The organism is Enterobacter sp. TCD1-1 (assembly GCF_020567405.1).
Classification (GTDB): Bacteria; Pseudomonadota; Gammaproteobacteria; order Enterobacterales; family Enterobacteriaceae; genus Enterobacter; species Enterobacter quasiroggenkampii.
The window spans coordinates 148,111-162,745 of record NZ_JAJCXF010000006.1; the positions used below are offsets into that span (position 1 = coordinate 148,111).

General features: G+C 55.6%; 18 protein-coding genes. 15 read left to right on the forward strand and 3 right to left on the reverse strand.

Features of this window, described 5'->3' with window-relative positions:
- Positions 1–2: 2 nt before the first annotated feature.
- Together LJA86_RS19610 and mdcH are read left to right on the forward strand one after the other, a co-directional pair.
- Entirely contained in the window at positions 3–620 is a 618-nt protein-coding gene (locus LJA86_RS19610; RefSeq protein WP_229226610.1) for a malonate decarboxylase holo-ACP synthase, read from the forward strand.
- On the forward strand, positions 620–1,516 hold the full coding sequence (gene mdcH / locus LJA86_RS19615) for a malonate decarboxylase subunit epsilon (RefSeq protein WP_048226398.1): 897 nt from the start codon (positions 620–622) through the stop codon (positions 1,514–1,516). Before LJA86_RS19610 ends, mdcH begins: the two co-directional genes overlap by 1 nt.
- An 84-nt stretch (positions 1,517–1,600) precedes the next feature.
- Here mdcH and LJA86_RS19620 read toward each other — a convergent pair whose 3' ends face one another.
- Positions 1,601–2,533, reverse strand: coding sequence for a LysR family transcriptional regulator (locus LJA86_RS19620; RefSeq protein ID WP_048226400.1), 933 nt, complete (start codon positions 2,531–2,533; stop codon positions 1,601–1,603).
- A gap of 13 nt (positions 2,534–2,546) precedes the next feature.
- Positions 2,547–4,451 (reverse strand): ABC transporter ATP-binding protein, encoded by a 1,905-nt coding sequence (locus LJA86_RS19625; RefSeq protein ID WP_021242219.1) that lies wholly within the window; start codon positions 4,449–4,451, stop codon positions 2,547–2,549.
- Positions 4,452–4,586: 135 nt separating this feature from the next.
- On the opposite strand from LJA86_RS19625, the gene kefG reads away from it, so the two are divergent.
- The 4 genes from kefG to slyD all read left to right on the forward strand — a co-directional run bounded on the left by kefG (position 4,587) and on the right by slyD (position 7,845).
- Positions 4,587–5,141 carry a glutathione-regulated potassium-efflux system ancillary protein KefG gene (gene kefG, locus LJA86_RS19630; protein ID WP_021242220.1) on the forward strand — a complete coding sequence of 185 codons (555 nt, stop codon included), beginning with the start codon at positions 4,587–4,589 and terminating at the stop codon, positions 5,139–5,141.
- Positions 5,141–6,946, forward strand: coding sequence for a glutathione-regulated potassium-efflux system protein KefB (gene kefB, locus LJA86_RS19635; RefSeq protein ID WP_045909312.1), 1,806 nt, complete (start codon positions 5,141–5,143; stop codon positions 6,944–6,946). Before kefG ends, kefB begins: the two co-directional genes overlap by 1 nt.
- A 13-nt stretch (positions 6,947–6,959) precedes the next feature.
- Positions 6,960–7,160 (forward strand): YheV family putative zinc ribbon protein, encoded by a 201-nt coding sequence (locus LJA86_RS19640; protein ID WP_010436300.1) that lies wholly within the window; start codon positions 6,960–6,962, stop codon positions 7,158–7,160.
- Between the two features lie 94 nt (positions 7,161–7,254).
- Positions 7,255–7,845: a peptidylprolyl isomerase gene (gene slyD / locus LJA86_RS19645; protein WP_008503010.1), complete on the forward strand. Its 591-nt coding sequence runs from the start codon at positions 7,255–7,257 to the stop codon at positions 7,843–7,845.
- A gap of 51 nt (positions 7,846–7,896) precedes the next feature.
- Here slyD and LJA86_RS19650 read toward each other — a convergent pair whose 3' ends face one another.
- Positions 7,897–8,115, reverse strand: a complete 219-nt coding sequence (locus LJA86_RS19650) for a protein SlyX (RefSeq protein ID WP_008503009.1) — start codon at positions 8,113–8,115, stop codon at positions 7,897–7,899.
- Between the two features lie 238 nt (positions 8,116–8,353).
- Here LJA86_RS19650 and fkpA point away from each other — a divergent pair, with 238 nt between their 5' ends.
- From fkpA to LJA86_RS19695, 9 genes are all read left to right on the forward strand, one after another.
- Positions 8,354–9,172, forward strand: a complete 819-nt coding sequence (fkpA, locus tag LJA86_RS19655; RefSeq protein WP_008503008.1) for an FKBP-type peptidyl-prolyl cis-trans isomerase — start codon at positions 8,354–8,356, stop codon at positions 9,170–9,172.
- Positions 9,173–9,338: 166 nt separating this feature from the next.
- The gene (locus tag LJA86_RS19660; RefSeq protein ID WP_045330517.1) at positions 9,339–10,061 is read left to right on the forward strand and encodes a helix-turn-helix transcriptional regulator; all 723 of its coding nucleotides are present in this window, start codon (positions 9,339–9,341) and stop codon (positions 10,059–10,061) included.
- On the forward strand, positions 10,061–10,447 hold the full coding sequence (gene tusD, locus LJA86_RS19665; protein ID WP_229226611.1) for a sulfurtransferase complex subunit TusD: 387 nt from the start codon (positions 10,061–10,063) through the stop codon (positions 10,445–10,447). The genes LJA86_RS19660 and tusD overlap by 1 nt, the downstream gene beginning before the upstream one ends.
- Positions 10,447–10,806 carry a sulfurtransferase complex subunit TusC gene (tusC, locus tag LJA86_RS19670; RefSeq protein ID WP_229226612.1) on the forward strand — a complete coding sequence of 120 codons (360 nt, stop codon included), beginning with the start codon at positions 10,447–10,449 and terminating at the stop codon, positions 10,804–10,806. Before tusD ends, tusC begins: the two co-directional genes overlap by 1 nt.
- A gap of 7 nt (positions 10,807–10,813) precedes the next feature.
- Complete coding sequence (tusB, locus tag LJA86_RS19675; protein WP_229226613.1) at positions 10,814–11,101, forward strand: sulfurtransferase complex subunit TusB; 288 nt, start codon at positions 10,814–10,816, stop codon at positions 11,099–11,101.
- Positions 11,102–11,225: 124 nt separating this feature from the next.
- Positions 11,226–11,600 (forward strand): 30S ribosomal protein S12, encoded by a 375-nt coding sequence (gene rpsL / locus LJA86_RS19680; protein ID WP_000246815.1) that lies wholly within the window; start codon positions 11,226–11,228, stop codon positions 11,598–11,600.
- 96 nt (positions 11,601–11,696) lie between these two features.
- The gene (gene rpsG, locus LJA86_RS19685; RefSeq protein WP_004106370.1) at positions 11,697–12,167 is read left to right on the forward strand and encodes a 30S ribosomal protein S7; all 471 of its coding nucleotides are present in this window, start codon (positions 11,697–11,699) and stop codon (positions 12,165–12,167) included.
- Positions 12,168–12,263: 96 nt separating this feature from the next.
- On the forward strand, positions 12,264–14,378 hold the full coding sequence (gene fusA / locus LJA86_RS19690; protein WP_008503004.1) for an elongation factor G: 2,115 nt from the start codon (positions 12,264–12,266) through the stop codon (positions 14,376–14,378).
- 69 nt (positions 14,379–14,447) lie between these two features.
- Positions 14,448–14,635: GTP-binding protein (locus LJA86_RS19695; protein ID WP_044347782.1), on the forward strand; the 188-nt coding region annotated here is incomplete at its 3' end.

Genomic DNA, 14,635 nt, shown 5'->3' on the forward strand with positions numbered 1-14,635 from the left:
CCATGACCACCCCATTACGCCCGCACGACCTTATCTGGCTTACTTCCCGCGATGCGCTGGAAGGCATCACTGAATCCTGGGTGGAGGCCGCCTGGCATATCGGCCTGCCGGTGGTGGTGCGGCGTGATGTGGATAGCGAAGGCCGGATCCCCGTTGGCGTGCGCGGTTTACGTCGCGACCAGCGGGCAGCCGGATGGGTGAAGCCCGAAAACGTGCTACGCGTGGTTTCACCGGAAGACCTGAGCGTTGCGGCCGAACTGCTGCGCTCGCCCTTTGTGACTCAGCCACCCGTTCAGGTGGCGCTTCAGCTTTCTCAGCAGACGTGGCCGTGGACGTGGGGCATTACCGGCAGTACCGGCTACGCGCTGGCGACCGGTATCCCGGTGATCCATGCCGACAGCGATCTCGATCTGCTTATCCGCGCTCCGCTGCCGATCTCACCGGACGCCCTGACGACATGGCAGTCCCGGCTAAGCCGTGCGCTGTGTCGTGCCGATACGCAGGTGGATACGCCCGAGGGCGGTTTCGCGCTGGCGGAGTGGCTGCGCGACGGCAAAACGCTGCTGAAAACCCGCCGTGGACCGCGCCTGGTGGCGGATCCGTGGCGCAGGGAGGAGTGATGAAAATAGTGTTTACCTTTCCGGGGCAGGGCACGCAGCACGAAGGCATGCTGCAAAACCTGCCGGGAATGGAACTGGCTCAGGCGCGTGAGGTGCTTGGTGCCGAAGTGGATACGCTGGATAGCGCAGACGCGTTAACTCACACCCGCGCGGTTCAGCTTTGCCTGCTAATTGCAGGCGTGGCCTGGGCGCGCGAGCTGGAACGGCGCGGCGTGGCACCGGATATCGTCAGCGGGCTGTCCATCGGCGCTTATCCGGCGGCGGTCATTGCAGGCGCGCTGGACTTCACGGATGCGCTGAAGCTGGTGGCGCTGCGTGGCGATCTGATGGAGCAGGCGTATCCACACGGCTACGGCCTGACGGCAATTATGGGGCTCACCCTGCCGCAGGTGGAAGACCTTATCCAGGGCACCGGGACCTACATTGCCAACCTGAATGCCGAAACGCAGATCGTGATTGCCGGAGCCGATGAAGGGATGGCGGAGGCGGCGTCGCGCGCGCTGGCGAAAGGGGCGAGCAAGGCAAAACGGCTGGCGGTCAGCGTGCCGTCGCACTGCGAACTGCTGACAGCGCCCGCGCAAAAGCTGGCAACGGCGTTTGAATCGGTCACGCTTTCACGCCCACGCTGCGCCTACCTGAGCGGCAGCACCGGGCGCGTGCTGTGGCAGCCGGAAAAGATCGCCGACGATCTGGCGATGAACATGGCGCGTACGGTGCGCTGGCAGGAGGCGATGATTTCAGCGAATGAACGCGAAGCCCGGCTGGCGATCGAGATGCCCCCCGGCGGCGTACTGACCTGCCTGACGCGTCAGGCGCCGTGGGAAGGAGAGACGATTTCACTGGAGCGCAGCGGAGTTGATGTGGCGGTACATCTGGCTAAGCGACTCCGTGCGTGATGGTTTAGCCCGGTGGCGGCTGCGCCTTACCGGGCCTACTACGGACTGTAGGCCCGGTAAGCGTAGCGCCACCGGGCAATAACATCAGGCACTATCCTGCAAACTGCGGGCATACATCCGCCCTTCGGCGGCCAGCGCCCGCAGGCCTGGATCCTGCTCGCGGTTGCGGGCAAAGACGATGGCGATCAGCTGTTGCATCTGGTACGGCTCGGCAAGCTTCAGGAGCTGCACGGAATTCTCATACACTTTCTTCATCCTGCCCGGCATCAGCGTAAAGCCCACTCCCGCCTGCACCAGACTGAGCATGGAGAAAATGTCATTCACCCGGGTAACAATCTCCGGCTCGAACCCGGCGATATGAAACGCCTCCTGGAAGCCTGCATAGGTGGCGAACCCTTCCGCAAGAGAGACAAATTTCCGATCTTTATAGTCGCGCAGATCGGCCGGGCCGCGGGTATTGAGCGTCGCGGAGGCCGGTGCGGCAAGGAAGATGTCGTCATGGAACAGGGGGAGCACTTCCAGGCTGTTACGGTCGATATCGCTCTCGGAAATGGAGATAAGAATGGCGTCCAGAGAGCCTTCATCCAGCATGTGCAGCAGGGTTTCGTTGGAGCCCATCGTCAGATCCATTTCCAGATCCGGACGACGTAGCTTCATGCCCATGATCAGACGCGGCACGGTTTCCAGGGTGAGCGAGTAGAGCGTTCCGACTCGCAGCCGCCCCTGGCCGATCCCGGCAATTTTGCGCGACGCTTCCAGCCCGCGCTCCATCACCTGCATCACTTCCTGACAATATTCCAGTAAGGTCCAGGCGGAAGGGAGAGCAATCAGGTTGCGCCCCTTATGGGTAAAGAGCGGACAGCGCACGTTCTCTTCCAGCGTGTGCAGCGCACGGTGAACGCTGACGCCGCTCAGGCCCAGAGTTTCGGCGGTACGCGCGATATTCCCCTTCTCCATAAACGTCATGAAGATGCTGAGCTTGCGGAATGTAATCTCGCTCGTGTTATCGAAACTCATAGCCCTCCCGGTATCAGTCAGCCTGCAGCATCGCTTCCAACTGCTCCTGCGCGTCCAGCCACGCCATCTCGCACTCTTCGAGGCTGGATTTGGTCTTCGCTTGCGTTTGCAGGCAGTCCGTCAGTTCGGCTTTACGGCTCTGGTCATACAGACCGCTGTCGCCGAGCTTCTCTTCAACGGTAGCAAGCGTGGCGTTGAGCTTTTCCATCTCTTTTTCGAGACGGGCAATCTCTTTACGCAGCGGCTGCGTCTGGGTGCGCAGCTCCGCTTCACGGCGCTTCTGGTCTTTACGTGCCTGCGCGCTGTTGGCGTTGTCTTTCGCCGACTCCTCCGGTTGGTTCTCCTGCTTCTGCACGTCCGTCAGCCACTGCTGGTAGTCTTCCAGATCGCCGTCGAACGGTTCGACTTTGCCATCGTGCACTAAGTAGAGATCGTCCGTGGTGGAGCGGATCAGGTGACGGTCGTGCGAAACCACCACCAGTGCGCCTTCGAACTCAATCAGCGCTTCGGTCAGCGCCTGACGCATATCGAGATCCAGGTGGTTGGTCGGTTCATCGAGCAGCAGCAGGTTGGGTCTCTGCCAGACGATCAGCGCCAGCACCAGACGGGCTTTTTCGCCGCCCGAGAAACGCTCGGTGTTTTCGGTGACCTTATCGCCCTGGAAGCCGAAGCCGCCGAGGTAATCGCGCAGCTTCTGCTCCATCTCCTGCGGCGCCAGACGCGCGAGATGCTGAATCGGGGATTCATCCGCGCGTAAAAATTCCAGCTGATGCTGGGCGAAGTAACCCAGCTTGATGCCCTTCGCCAGGCCGATTTCACCCTTGACCGGGTTAAGCTCGCCCGCCAGCAGTTTGATCAGCGTCGATTTACCTGCACCGTTGCGTCCCAGCAGACCAATACGTGAACCCGGCACCAGGTTGAGCTTGATGGAGTCGAGAATAATGCGGTCGGCATAGCCCGCGCTGACTTTTTCCATTTTCAGCAGCGGATTTGGCAGGCTTTCTGGGGCGCGGAAGCTGAAGTGGAACGGGTTGTCGACGTGCGCCGGGGCGATCATCTCCATGCGCTCCAGCATCTTGATGCGGCTCTGGGCCTGCTTCGCTTTTGACGCTTTGGCCTTGAAGCGATCCACAAAGCTCTGCAGGTGCGCCACGCGCTGCTGCTGGCTTTCGTACATGGACTGCTGCTGGGCAAGACGCGTCGCGCGCTGGCGCTCGAAGGAGCTGTAGTTGCCGGTGTACTCGAACATCGTTTGCTGTTCGATATGAATGATTTTATCCACCACTGGGTCGAGGAAGTCTCGGTCGTGGGAGATCAGAATCAGAGTGCCCTGATAGCTCTTGAGCCACTTCTCCAGCCAAATAACCGCATCGAGATCGAGGTGGTTAGTCGGTTCATCGAGCAGCAGCAGGTCAGAGCGGCAGATCAGCGCCTGCGCCAGGTTGAGGCGCATGCGCCAGCCACCGGAGAAGTCGCTGACCGGGCGTTCCAGCTGTTCATTGCTGAAGCCCAGGCCGTGAAGCAGGCTGGAGGCGCGGGAGCGAATGGTCCACGCGTCAATGGCGTCCAGCTTACCGTGAACAGTGGCAATGGCGTGGCCGTCGTTGCGCTCATTAGCGGCGTTAAGTTCCGCCTCGAGCTTACGGTATTCCCGGTCGCCGTCGATAACATAGTCGAGTGCCGGTTCGCTCAGGGCTGGCGTCTCCTGGTTCACCCAGGCGAGCTGCCAGTTCCCCGGGAAGGTGAAGTTACCGCCATCCGCGCTAATCTCGTTTTTCAGCAACGCCAGCAGCGTGGATTTACCACAGCCGTTTTTGCCGACCAGACCCACTTTTTGGCCTGGGTTGATGGTAGCAGTGGCGTTATCCAGCAGGACGCGCACGCCGCGACGAATTTGTAACGAGGAGAAAACAATCATAGAAGCGCCGTATGTTCCGACTATGTTAATTTGTCATTATGATAATGTAAGGTGTGGGCCATTTTCCGCACCGGGCCGCCATGGTAGCCCAAAACAACAACGATACACAAAAACAGAAACAAGACCGGGAGGGGAATGATGTCTCAGACAGCAAAAGTGCTGCTGCTGTATGCCCATCCGGAATCTCAGGACTCGGTGGCAAACCGGGTGCTGCTTAAGCCGGCCACACAGCTCAGTAACGTGACGGTGCACGATCTCTACGCGCACTATCCTGATTTCTTTATTGATATTCCTTACGAGCAGGAACTGCTGCGTCAGCATGACGTGATTGTGTTCCAGCATCCGCTTTATACCTACAGCTGTCCGGCGCTGCTCAAAGAGTGGCTGGACCGCGTGCTGAGCCGGGGCTTCTCCAGCGGGGTGGGGGGCAACCAGCTGGCGGGAAAGTACTGGCGTAGCGTGATTACGACCGGTGAACCCGAAAGCGCTTACCGCCACGACGGGCTGAACCGCTATCCGATGAGCGACATTCTGCGGCCTTTCGAACTGACGGCGGCAATGTGCCGTATGCACTGGATGAGCCCGATTATTGTCTACTGGGCCCGACGTCAGGATCCGAAAGAACTGGCCAGCCACGCCAGAGCCTATGGTGAATGGCTGGCATCACCGATTCCGGCAGGAGGTCGTTAATGGAAGGATCGAATTTGCTCCTCGCCGGGGTGCTGTTTTTATTTGCGGCCGTCGTCGCGGTGCCGCTTGCTGCGCGTATTGGTATCGGTGCAGTACTGGGGTATCTGCTGGCGGGGATCGCGATTGGCCCCTGGGGACTGGGATTCATCAGCGATGTAGATGAAATTCTTCACTTCTCCGAACTGGGCGTGGTGTTCCTGATGTTCATCATCGGCCTTGAGCTCAACCCTTCTAAATTGTGGCAGCTTCGACGCTCCATCTTTGGCGTGGGTGCCGCGCAGGTGGTGTTCAGCGCCGCGATTCTGGGTGGCCTGTTAATGCTGACGAATTTCTCCTGGCAGGCGGCGGTGATAGGGGGGATAGGCCTTGCCATGTCGTCGACGGCGATGGCCCTGCAGCTGATGCGCGACAAGGGAATGAACCGCAACGAAGCCGGTCAGCTGGGTTTTTCGGTGCTGCTGTTCCAGGATTTGGCGGTCATCCCGGCGCTGGCGCTGGTGCCGCTGCTGGCGGGCTCCGGCGACGACCACTTCGACTGGGCGAAAATCGCGATGAAGGTGCTGGCCTTCGCGGGGATGCTGATTGGCGGACGTTTCCTGTTACGTCCGGTGTTCCGCTTTATTGCCGCATCCGGCGTGCGCGAGGTGTTTACCGCCGCGACGCTGCTGCTGGTGCTGGGGTCGGCATTGTTTATGGATGCGCTGGGGCTGTCGATGGCGCTCGGGACCTTTATCGCCGGGGTGCTGCTGGCGGAAAGTGAATACCGGCACGAGCTGGAAATTGCCATCGATCCCTTTAAAGGGCTGCTGTTAGGCCTGTTCTTTATTTCAGTGGGGATGGCGCTCAACCTTGGCGTGCTCTATACCCATCTGCTGTGGGTTGTGGTGAGCGTGGCCATCCTGGTGGCGGTGAAAACGCTGGTGCTGTACGTCATGGCGCGCATTTACGGCTTGCGCAGTTCGGAACGCATGCAGTTTGCGAGCGTGTTGAGTCAGGGAGGCGAGTTCGCGTTTGTGCTGTTCTCTACCGCCTCGTCCCAGAAGCTGTTTAAAGACGACCAGATGGCGCTTTTGCTGGTGACGGTCACGCTGTCAATGATGACCACGCCGCTGTTGATGAAGCTGGTGGATAAACTGCTGTCGCGCCGCCTGAACCCGACAGACGATGAAGACGAAGCGCCGTGGGTGGAGGATGATAAGCCCCAGGTGATCGTGGTGGGCTTTGGCCGCTTTGGACAGGTGATCGGGCGTTTGCTGATGGCGAACAAAATGCGCATTACGGTGCTGGAGCGGGATATCAGCGCGGTCAACCTGATGCGCAAATATGGCTACAAGGTTTACTACGGCGATGCGACTCAGCTCGAGCTACTGCGCTCGGCGGGGGCAGAGGCGGCAGAGTCCATCGTCATTACCTGTAACGACCCGGAAGACACGATGAAGCTGGTGGATCTCTGCCAGCAGCATTTCCCGCATCTGCATATTCTGGCGCGTGCGCGGGGACGTGTTGAAGCTCACGAATTATTGCAGGCGGGTGTGAAACACTTCTCCCGTGAGACGTTCTCCAGTGCGCTGGAGCTGGGGCGCAAGGCGCTGATCTCGCTTGGCATGCATCCGCATCAGGCGCAGCGTGCCCAGATGCACTTCCGCCGGCTGGATATGCGGATGCTGCGCGAGCTGATGCCGGTACATACCGATACGGCGCAGATCTCCCGCGTGCGGGAAGCGCGTCGCGAGCTGGAGGAGATCTTCCAGCGCGAGATGCAGCAGGAACGACGCCAGCTCGATGGCTGGGATGAATTTGAATAAAGGGTAACGAAAGATGGCTGTACGTAAACGCTTTATCGCGGGTGCAAAATGCCCGACCTGCCAGGCGCAAGATACCCTGGCGATGTGGCGGGAAAATAATATTGATGTTGTTGAGTGTGTTAAGTGCGGTCACCAGATGCGTGAGGCCGACAAAGAGGCCCGCGATCACGTTCGCAAAGAAGAGCAAGTTATCGGGATTTTTCATCCGGACTAGCGATATGCCCTGAGTTTTTTTAAGCTAAAGGGTACACAGGTGCAGATTTCCGCTACAATCTGCGCCAGCAATTTTCCCACGCTCAGGAGATATCATGAAAGTAGCAAAAGACCTGGTGGTCAGCCTGGCCTATCAGGTACGTACAGAAGACGGTGTGTTGGTTGATGAGTCTCCGGTGAGTGCGCCGCTTGACTACCTGCATGGTCACGGTTCCCTGATTTCCGGCCTGGAAAACGCGCTGGAAGGTCATGAAGTTGGCGACAAATTTGACGTTGCTGTAGGCGCGAACGACGCTTACGGTCAGTATGACGACAACCTGGTTCAGCGCGTTCCTAAAGACGTGTTCATGGGCGTTGACGAACTGCAGGTTGGCATGCGCTTCCTGGCAGAAACCGACCAGGGCCCGGTTCCAGTTGAAATCACCGAAGTGGAAGACGACCACGTCGTGGTTGACGGCAACCACATGCTGGCTGGCCAGAACCTGAAGTTCAACGTAGAAGTTGTTGCGATCCGTGAAGCGACCGAAGAAGAGCTGGCTCATGGCCACGTTCACGGTGCGCACGGTCACGACCATGACCACGATCACGGCCACGATGGCTGCTGTGGTGGTCACGGCCACGACCATGGTCATGACCACGGCCACGGTAAAGGTGGTTGCGGTAACGGCGGCTGCGGCTGCCACTAATTCCGTCATGCGGAAAATAAAAAAGCGGGATAATCCCGCTTTTTTTACGCCTCAATAATGAGGAGGTGGCGTCTCTTCCGACTGAGAGGCAATGTTCGACGGCTGCGTAGCCTTCAGCTTTTCCGTCAGCAGGCGCATATGATCCCGCAGTTTCGCCATTTCGAGCTCATGTGCGGTCACGGTCTGGTTTAGCTCTTCGATGGTGATGTCCTGAAAAGCCAGGCGGCTTTCCAGCTCAGCCATTCTCGCTTCTATCGTTGTATCCTTCATCATTCACCTCGTTTATTTCAGATTCGCCATAATGGCCCAGCGGCGGCGCAGTTTAACTGAGTTTATCCTTAAGTACAGTTCGCATCCCTCTGGCAAGAAACTTATTTAAACAAAAATAGTCTGAAAAGTGGCGAGAATTGGACGTGTCTGTCTGTAGATTTCTTCTGCAACGTTTTATAGTACGTCACTCATTTACGTTTAACGCTGGGGTGAGAGTCCCCAGGCCCTGGAGATATGGATGAAATCACTGTTTAAAGTAACGCTGCTGGCGACGACGATGGCTGTTGCGCTGAACGCGCCGCTGTCATTCGCTGCTGATACTGCTGCGAAGCCTGCTGCCACTGCAGACAGCAAAGCGGCGTTCAAAAATGACGACCAGAAATCCGCCTACGCACTGGGCGCATCTCTGGGTCGTTACATGGAAAACTCTCTGAAAGAACAAGAGAAACTGGGCATCAAACTGGATAAAGCTCAGCTGATCGCGGGCGTTCAGGACGCATTTGCCGATAAGAGCAAGCTGTCTGACCAGGAAATTGAACAGACTCTGCAGGCGTTCGAAGCGCGTGTGAAGGGCGCCGCGCAGACCAAGATGGACGCGGACGCTAAAGACAACGAAGCGAAAGGCAAAGCCTACCGCGATGCCTTTGCTAAAGAGAAGGGTGTGAAAACCTCTTCGACTGGCCTGGTGTACAAAGTTGAGAAAGAAGGCACCGGCGATGCGCCTAAAGACAGCGACACCGTTGTCGTGAACTACAAAGGTACGCTGATCGACGGTAAAGAGTTTGATAACTCTTACACCCGTGGTGAGCCACTCTCCTTCCGTCTGGATGGTGTGATCCCGGGCTGGACTGAAGGCCTGAAAAACATCAAGAAAGGCGGCAAGATCAAGATGGTTATTCCACCGGATCTGGCCTATGGCAAAACCGGCGTTCCAGGTATCCCTGCCAACTCTACCCTGGTCTTTGACGTAGAGCTGCTGGACATCAAACCGGCACCGAAAGCGGATGCCAAGGCAGACGCACCGGCTGACGATAAAGCCGCTGCCGCTAAGAAGTAATGCTGAAAAAAAACCGCCGCCTTTAAGGCGGCGGTTTTTTATTGTGGGGCAGATATAATTAACACTGGAAAGCGTTAGGCACGCTGTATTAATTTAGTTGTCCGTGTAGATAATGAGCCTGCCCTGAAAACCTAACGACAGGCTCCTGAAAAGGAGTGTTTTTTTCATGTCCAGGTCGCTTTTAACCAACGAAACCAGTGAACTTGATTTACTGGATCAACGTCCTTTCGATCAGACCGACTTCGATATTCTGAAATCCTATGAAGCGGTAGTGGACGGGTTAGCGATGCTCATTGGCTCCCACTGCGAAATCGTATTGCACTCCCTGCAAGATCTGAAGTGTTCCGCCATCCGCATTGCGAATGGTGAGCATACTGGCCGTAAAATTGGTTCGCCAATTACCGACCTTGCATTGCGTATGTTGCATGACATGACCGGCGCGGACAGCAGCGTCTCCAAATGCTATTTCACCCGCGCCAAAAGCGGCGTGCTGATGAAGTCAGAAACCATCGCGATTCGAAACCGCGAGCATCGCGTGATTGGGCTGCTGTGCATCAACATGAACCTTGATGTGCCATTCTCGCAGATCATGAGCACCTTTGTTCCACCCGAAACGCCGGATGTTGGCTCTTCTGTTAACTTTGCCTCTTCCGTCGAAGATCTTGTGACGCAGACGCTGGAGTTCACCATTGAAGAGGTGAATGCCGATCGCAACGTCTCGAACAACGCCAAGAATCGTCAGATCGTGCTCAATCTCTATGAAAAAGGGATTTTTGATATTAAAGACGCCATCAACCAGGTGGCCGATCGTCTGAACATCTCCAAGCACACGGTCTATCTCTATATTCGCCAGTTCAAAAGCGGTGATTTCCTGGGACAAGACAAGTAATGCGTTTTGCGTTAATGGTGACAGGCCCGGCGTACGGGACTCAGCAGGCCAGCAGCGCGCTGCAGTTTGCGTATGCGCTGCTGGCAGCCGGACATGAGCTGGCGAGCGTCTTCTTCTATCGGGAAGGGGTGTATAACGCGAACCAGTTTACGTCACCGGCGAGCGATGAGTTTGACGTGGTGCGCGGCTGGCAGGCACTAAACGAAAAGCAGGGCGTAGAACTGCATATCTGCGTCGCGGCGGCACTGCGCCGCGGCGTGACAGATGCAACCGAAGCCGCGCGTCTTGGTCTATCGGGTTCTAACCTGCAGCCCGGTTTTTCGTTAAGTGGCCTGGGCGCGCTGGCACAGGCGGCGTTAACCTGCGACAGAGTGGTGCAATTCTGATGAAGCGCGTGGCATTTGTTTTTACGTCTGCGCCGCACGGTAGCGCTTCAGGCCGCGAAGGGCTGGATGCGTTACTTGCGACGTCCGCGCTGACCGAAGATATCGGCGTCTTCTTTTTGGGGGACGGGGTGTTTCAGCTTCTGGCGGATCAGCAGCCACAGGCCATTCTGGCGCGGGATTACATCGCGACCTTCAAAGTGCTGCCGCTGTACGACATTGAAACCCTGTATGTCTGCGCCGATTCGCTGGCCGCTCGCGGTTTGGATGAGAAGACGCCTTTCGTGCTGGATGTGACCGTCGTGCCTTCTGCGGCATTGCGCGAACACCTTTCCCACTACGACACCGTTCTGACTTTCTGAGGCTGCCATGCTCCATACTCTGAGCCATTCACCATGGCAATGTGACATCGACGCGTTACTGAGTATGCTGCGCGACGGTGATGATCTGTTGCTGATTCAGGACGGCGTGTTTGCCGCACTTGAAGGCAGTCGTTTCGTTGAAATTCTCACGAATGCCCCCATAACAGTCTCTGCGCTGAAAGACGATCTGGATGCGCGGGGTCTTTCTGGTCAAATTTCAGCCAAAATTGACGTGGTTGGCTATACTGATTTCGTCAATCTTACTGTGACACACGCCAGTCAAATGAACTGGTGATTTGAGATCGCTGTATATTTCTTGACACCTTTTCGACGTAGCCCTAAAATTTCGCGTCCTCATATTGTATGAGGTCGTTTTATTACGTGTTTACGAAGCAAAAGCTAAAACCAGGAGCTATTTAATGGCAACAGTTAACCAGCTGGTACGCAAACCACGTGCACGCAAAGTTGCGAAAAGCAACGTGCCTGCGCTGGAAGCCTGCCCGCAGAAACGTGGCGTATGTACTCGTGTATATACCACCACTCCTAAAAAACCAAACTCCGCACTGCGTAAAGTATGCCGTGTGCGTTTGACTAACGGTTTCGAAGTGACTTCCTACATCGGTGGTGAAGGTCACAACCTGCAGGAGCACTCCGTGATCCTGATCCGTGGCGGTCGTGTTAAAGACCTTCCGGGTGTTCGTTACCACACCGTTCGTGGTGCGCTGGACTGCTCAGGTGTTAAAGACCGTAAGCAGGCTCGCTCCAAGTACGGCGTGAAGCGTCCTAAGGCTTAATGGTTCTCCGTTAAGTAAGGCCAAACTGATTTATCTTAATGTCACACTAAACTCTTTGAGTTTTGGACAATCCTGAATTAACAACGGAGTATTCCCATGCCACGTCGTCGCGTCATTGGTCAGCGTAAAATTCTTCCAGATCCGAAATTCGGATCAGAACTGCTGGCAAAATTTGTCAATATCCTGATGGTAGATGGTAAAAAATCTACTGCAGAAGCAATCGTATACAGCGCGCTTGAGACCCTGGCTCAGCGTTCTGGTAAAAATGAACTGGAAGCTTTCGAAGTCGCTCTCGACAACGTTCGCCCAACTGTAGAAGTTAAGTCCCGCCGCGTTGGTGGTTCTACTTATCAGGTTCCAGTTGAAGTTCGTCCGGTTCGTCGTAATGCCCTGGCAATGCGTTGGATCGTTGAAGCTGCTCGTAAACGCGGTGATAAATCCATGGCTCTGCGTCTGGCGAACGAACTTTCTGATGCTGCAGACAACAAAGGTACTGCAGTTAAGAAACGTGAAGACGTTCACCGTATGGCAGAAGCCAACAAGGCGTTCGCACACTACCGTTGGTAATCCCTTCGGAGTCTTAGTCACCAGGCGGGCGCTTCAGAGAAGCCGCCCGCTCTGGGTAACTTAACTGAACGCCTAAAGATATAAACGAGGAATCAAATGGCTCGTACAACACCCATCGCACGCTACCGTAACATCGGTATCAGTGCGCACATCGACGCCGGTAAAACCACTACTACCGAACGTATTCTGTTCTACACCGGTGTAAACCACAAAATCGGTGAAGTTCATGACGGCGCAGCCACCATGGACTGGATGGAACAGGAGCAGGAGCGTGGTATCACTATCACCTCCGCAGCGACTACTGCATTCTGGTCAGGTATGGCTAAGCAGTACGAACCGCATCGCGTAAACATCATCGACACCCCAGGGCACGTTGACTTCACCATCGAAGTAGAACGTTCCATGCGTGTTCTTGACGGCGCGGTAATGGTTTATTGCGCAGTTGGTGGTGTTCAGCCACAGTCTGAAACCGTATGGCGTCAGGCGAACAAATATAAAGTTCCACGCATCGCGTTCGTTAACAAAATGGACCGTATGGGTGCTAACTTCCTGAAAGTTGTTGGTCAGATCAAAACCCGTCTGGGCGCGAACCCTGTTCCGCTGCAGCTGGCAATTGGTGCTGAAGAAGGCTTCACCGGCGTTATCGACCTGGTGAAAATGAAAGCCATCAACTGGAACGATGCAGACCAGGGCGTTACCTTCGAATACGAAGATATCCCAGCTGCAATGCAGGACCTGGCTGACGAATGGCACCAGAACCTGATCGAATCCGCTGCTGAAGCTTCTGAAGAGCTGATGGAGAAATACCTGGGTGGTGAAGAACTGACTGAAGAAGAGATCAAAAAAGCTCTGCGTCAGCGCGTTCTGAACAACGAAATCATCCTGGTAACCTGTGGTTCTGCGTTCAAGAACAAAGGTGTTCAGGCGATGCTGGATGCGGTAGTTGACTACCTGCCATCCCCAGTTGACGTTCCTGCGATCAACGGCATCCTGGACGACGGTAAAGATACCCCGGCTGAGCGTCACGCAAGCGACGAAGAGCCATTCTCTGCACTGGCGTTCAAAATTGCTACCGACCCATTCGTGGGTAACCTGACCTTCTTCCGCGTTTACTCTGGTGTGGTTAACTCCGGTGACACCATCCTGAACTCCGTGAAAGCGGCGCGTGAGCGTTTTGGCCGTATCGTACAGATGCACGCTAACAAACGTGAAGAGATCAAAGAAGTTCGTGCGGGCGACATCGCTGCAGCTATCGGTCTGAAAGACGTGACCACTGGTGACACCCTGTGTGACCCGGATCACCCGATCATTCTGGAGCGTATGGAATTCCCAGAGCCGGTAATCTCCATCGCAGTTGAACCAAAAACCAAAGCTGACCAGGAAAAAATGGGTCTGGCTCTGGGCCGTCTGGCGAAAGAAGACCCATCATTCCGCGTATGGACTGATGAAGAATCTAACCAGACCATCATCGCTGGTATGGGTGAACTGCACCTGGACATCATCGTTGACCGTATGAAGCGTGAATTCAACGTTGAAGCGAACGTGGGTAAACCTCAGGTTGCTTACCGCGAAGCGATTCGCGCGAAAGTTACCGACATTGAAGGTAAACACGCTAAGCAGTCTGGTGGTCGCGGTCAGTACGGTCACGTTGTGATCGACATGTACCCACTGGAGCCGGGCTCTAACCCGAAAGGTTACGAGTTCATCAACGACATCAAAGGTGGTGTAATTCCTGGCGAATACATCCCAGCCGTTGATAAAGGCATCCAGGAACAGCTGAAAGCGGGCCCTCTGGCTGGCTATCCGGTTGTTGACATGGGTGTTCGTCTGCACTTCGGTTCTTACCACGACGTTGACTCCTCTGAACTGGCGTTTAAACTGGCTGCGTCTATTGCCTTTAAAGAAGGCTTTAAGAAAGCAAAACCAGTTCTGCTTGAGCCAATCATGAAGGTTGAAGTAGAAACTCCTGAAGAGAACACCGGTGACGTTATCGGTGACTTGAGCCGTCGTCGCGGTATGCTGCGTGGTCAGGAATCCGAAGTAACTGGCGTTAAGATCCACGCTGAAGTTCCGCTGTCTGAAATGTTCGGATATGCAACTCAGCTGCGTTCTCTGACCAAAGGTCGTGCATCATACACCATGGAATTCCTGAAGTATGATGATGCGCCTAACAACGTTGCTCAGGCCGTTATTGAAGCCCGTGGTAAGTAATCCACAGGATTAAAACCTAAGTCCCGTGCTCTCTCCACAGGGGAGAGCACTATAGTAAGGAATATAGCCGTGTCTAAAGAAAAATTTGAACGTACAAAACCGCACGTCAACGTTGGTACTATCGGCCACGTTGACCATGGTAAAACTACCCTGACTGCTGCAATCACTACCGTTCTGGCTAAAACCTACGGTGGTTCTGCTCGTGCATTCGACCAGATCGATAACGCACCAGAAGAAAAAGCTCGTGGTATCACCAT

What these genes read in the sequence shown, in the direction of transcription:
- LJA86_RS19650 (WP_008503009.1), bottom strand. Translation starts at nt 8,115, where the DNA reads ATGAAGGATACAACGATAGAAGCGAGAATGGCTGAGCTGGAAAGCCGC.
- fusA (WP_008503004.1), top strand. Translation starts at nt 12,264, where the DNA reads ATGGCTCGTACAACACCCATCGCACGCTACCGTAACATCGGTATCAGT.
- LJA86_RS19640 (WP_010436300.1), top strand. Translation starts at nt 6,960, where the DNA reads ATGGCTGTACGTAAACGCTTTATCGCGGGTGCAAAATGCCCGACCTGC.
- rpsL (WP_000246815.1), top strand. Translation starts at nt 11,226, where the DNA reads ATGGCAACAGTTAACCAGCTGGTACGCAAACCACGTGCACGCAAAGTT.
- LJA86_RS19620 (WP_048226400.1), bottom strand. Translation starts at nt 2,533, where the DNA reads ATGAGTTTCGATAACACGAGCGAGATTACATTCCGCAAGCTCAGCATC.
- tusD (WP_229226611.1), top strand. Translation starts at nt 10,061, where the DNA reads ATGCGTTTTGCGTTAATGGTGACAGGCCCGGCGTACGGGACTCAGCAG.
- mdcH (WP_048226398.1), top strand. Translation starts at nt 620, where the DNA reads ATGAAAATAGTGTTTACCTTTCCGGGGCAGGGCACGCAGCACGAAGGC.
- kefB (WP_045909312.1), top strand. Translation starts at nt 5,141, where the DNA reads ATGGAAGGATCGAATTTGCTCCTCGCCGGGGTGCTGTTTTTATTTGCG.
- LJA86_RS19660 (WP_045330517.1), top strand. Translation starts at nt 9,339, where the DNA reads ATGTCCAGGTCGCTTTTAACCAACGAAACCAGTGAACTTGATTTACTG.
- tusC (WP_229226612.1), top strand. Translation starts at nt 10,447, where the DNA reads ATGAAGCGCGTGGCATTTGTTTTTACGTCTGCGCCGCACGGTAGCGCT.
- tusB (WP_229226613.1), top strand. Translation starts at nt 10,814, where the DNA reads ATGCTCCATACTCTGAGCCATTCACCATGGCAATGTGACATCGACGCG.
- rpsG (WP_004106370.1), top strand. Translation starts at nt 11,697, where the DNA reads ATGCCACGTCGTCGCGTCATTGGTCAGCGTAAAATTCTTCCAGATCCG.
- LJA86_RS19625 (WP_021242219.1), bottom strand. Translation starts at nt 4,451, where the DNA reads ATGATTGTTTTCTCCTCGTTACAAATTCGTCGCGGCGTGCGCGTCCTG.
- fkpA (WP_008503008.1), top strand. Translation starts at nt 8,354, where the DNA reads ATGAAATCACTGTTTAAAGTAACGCTGCTGGCGACGACGATGGCTGTT.
- kefG (WP_021242220.1), top strand. Translation starts at nt 4,587, where the DNA reads ATGATGTCTCAGACAGCAAAAGTGCTGCTGCTGTATGCCCATCCGGAA.
- LJA86_RS19610 (WP_229226610.1), top strand. Translation starts at nt 3, where the DNA reads ATGACCACCCCATTACGCCCGCACGACCTTATCTGGCTTACTTCCCGC.
- slyD (WP_008503010.1), top strand. Translation starts at nt 7,255, where the DNA reads ATGAAAGTAGCAAAAGACCTGGTGGTCAGCCTGGCCTATCAGGTACGT.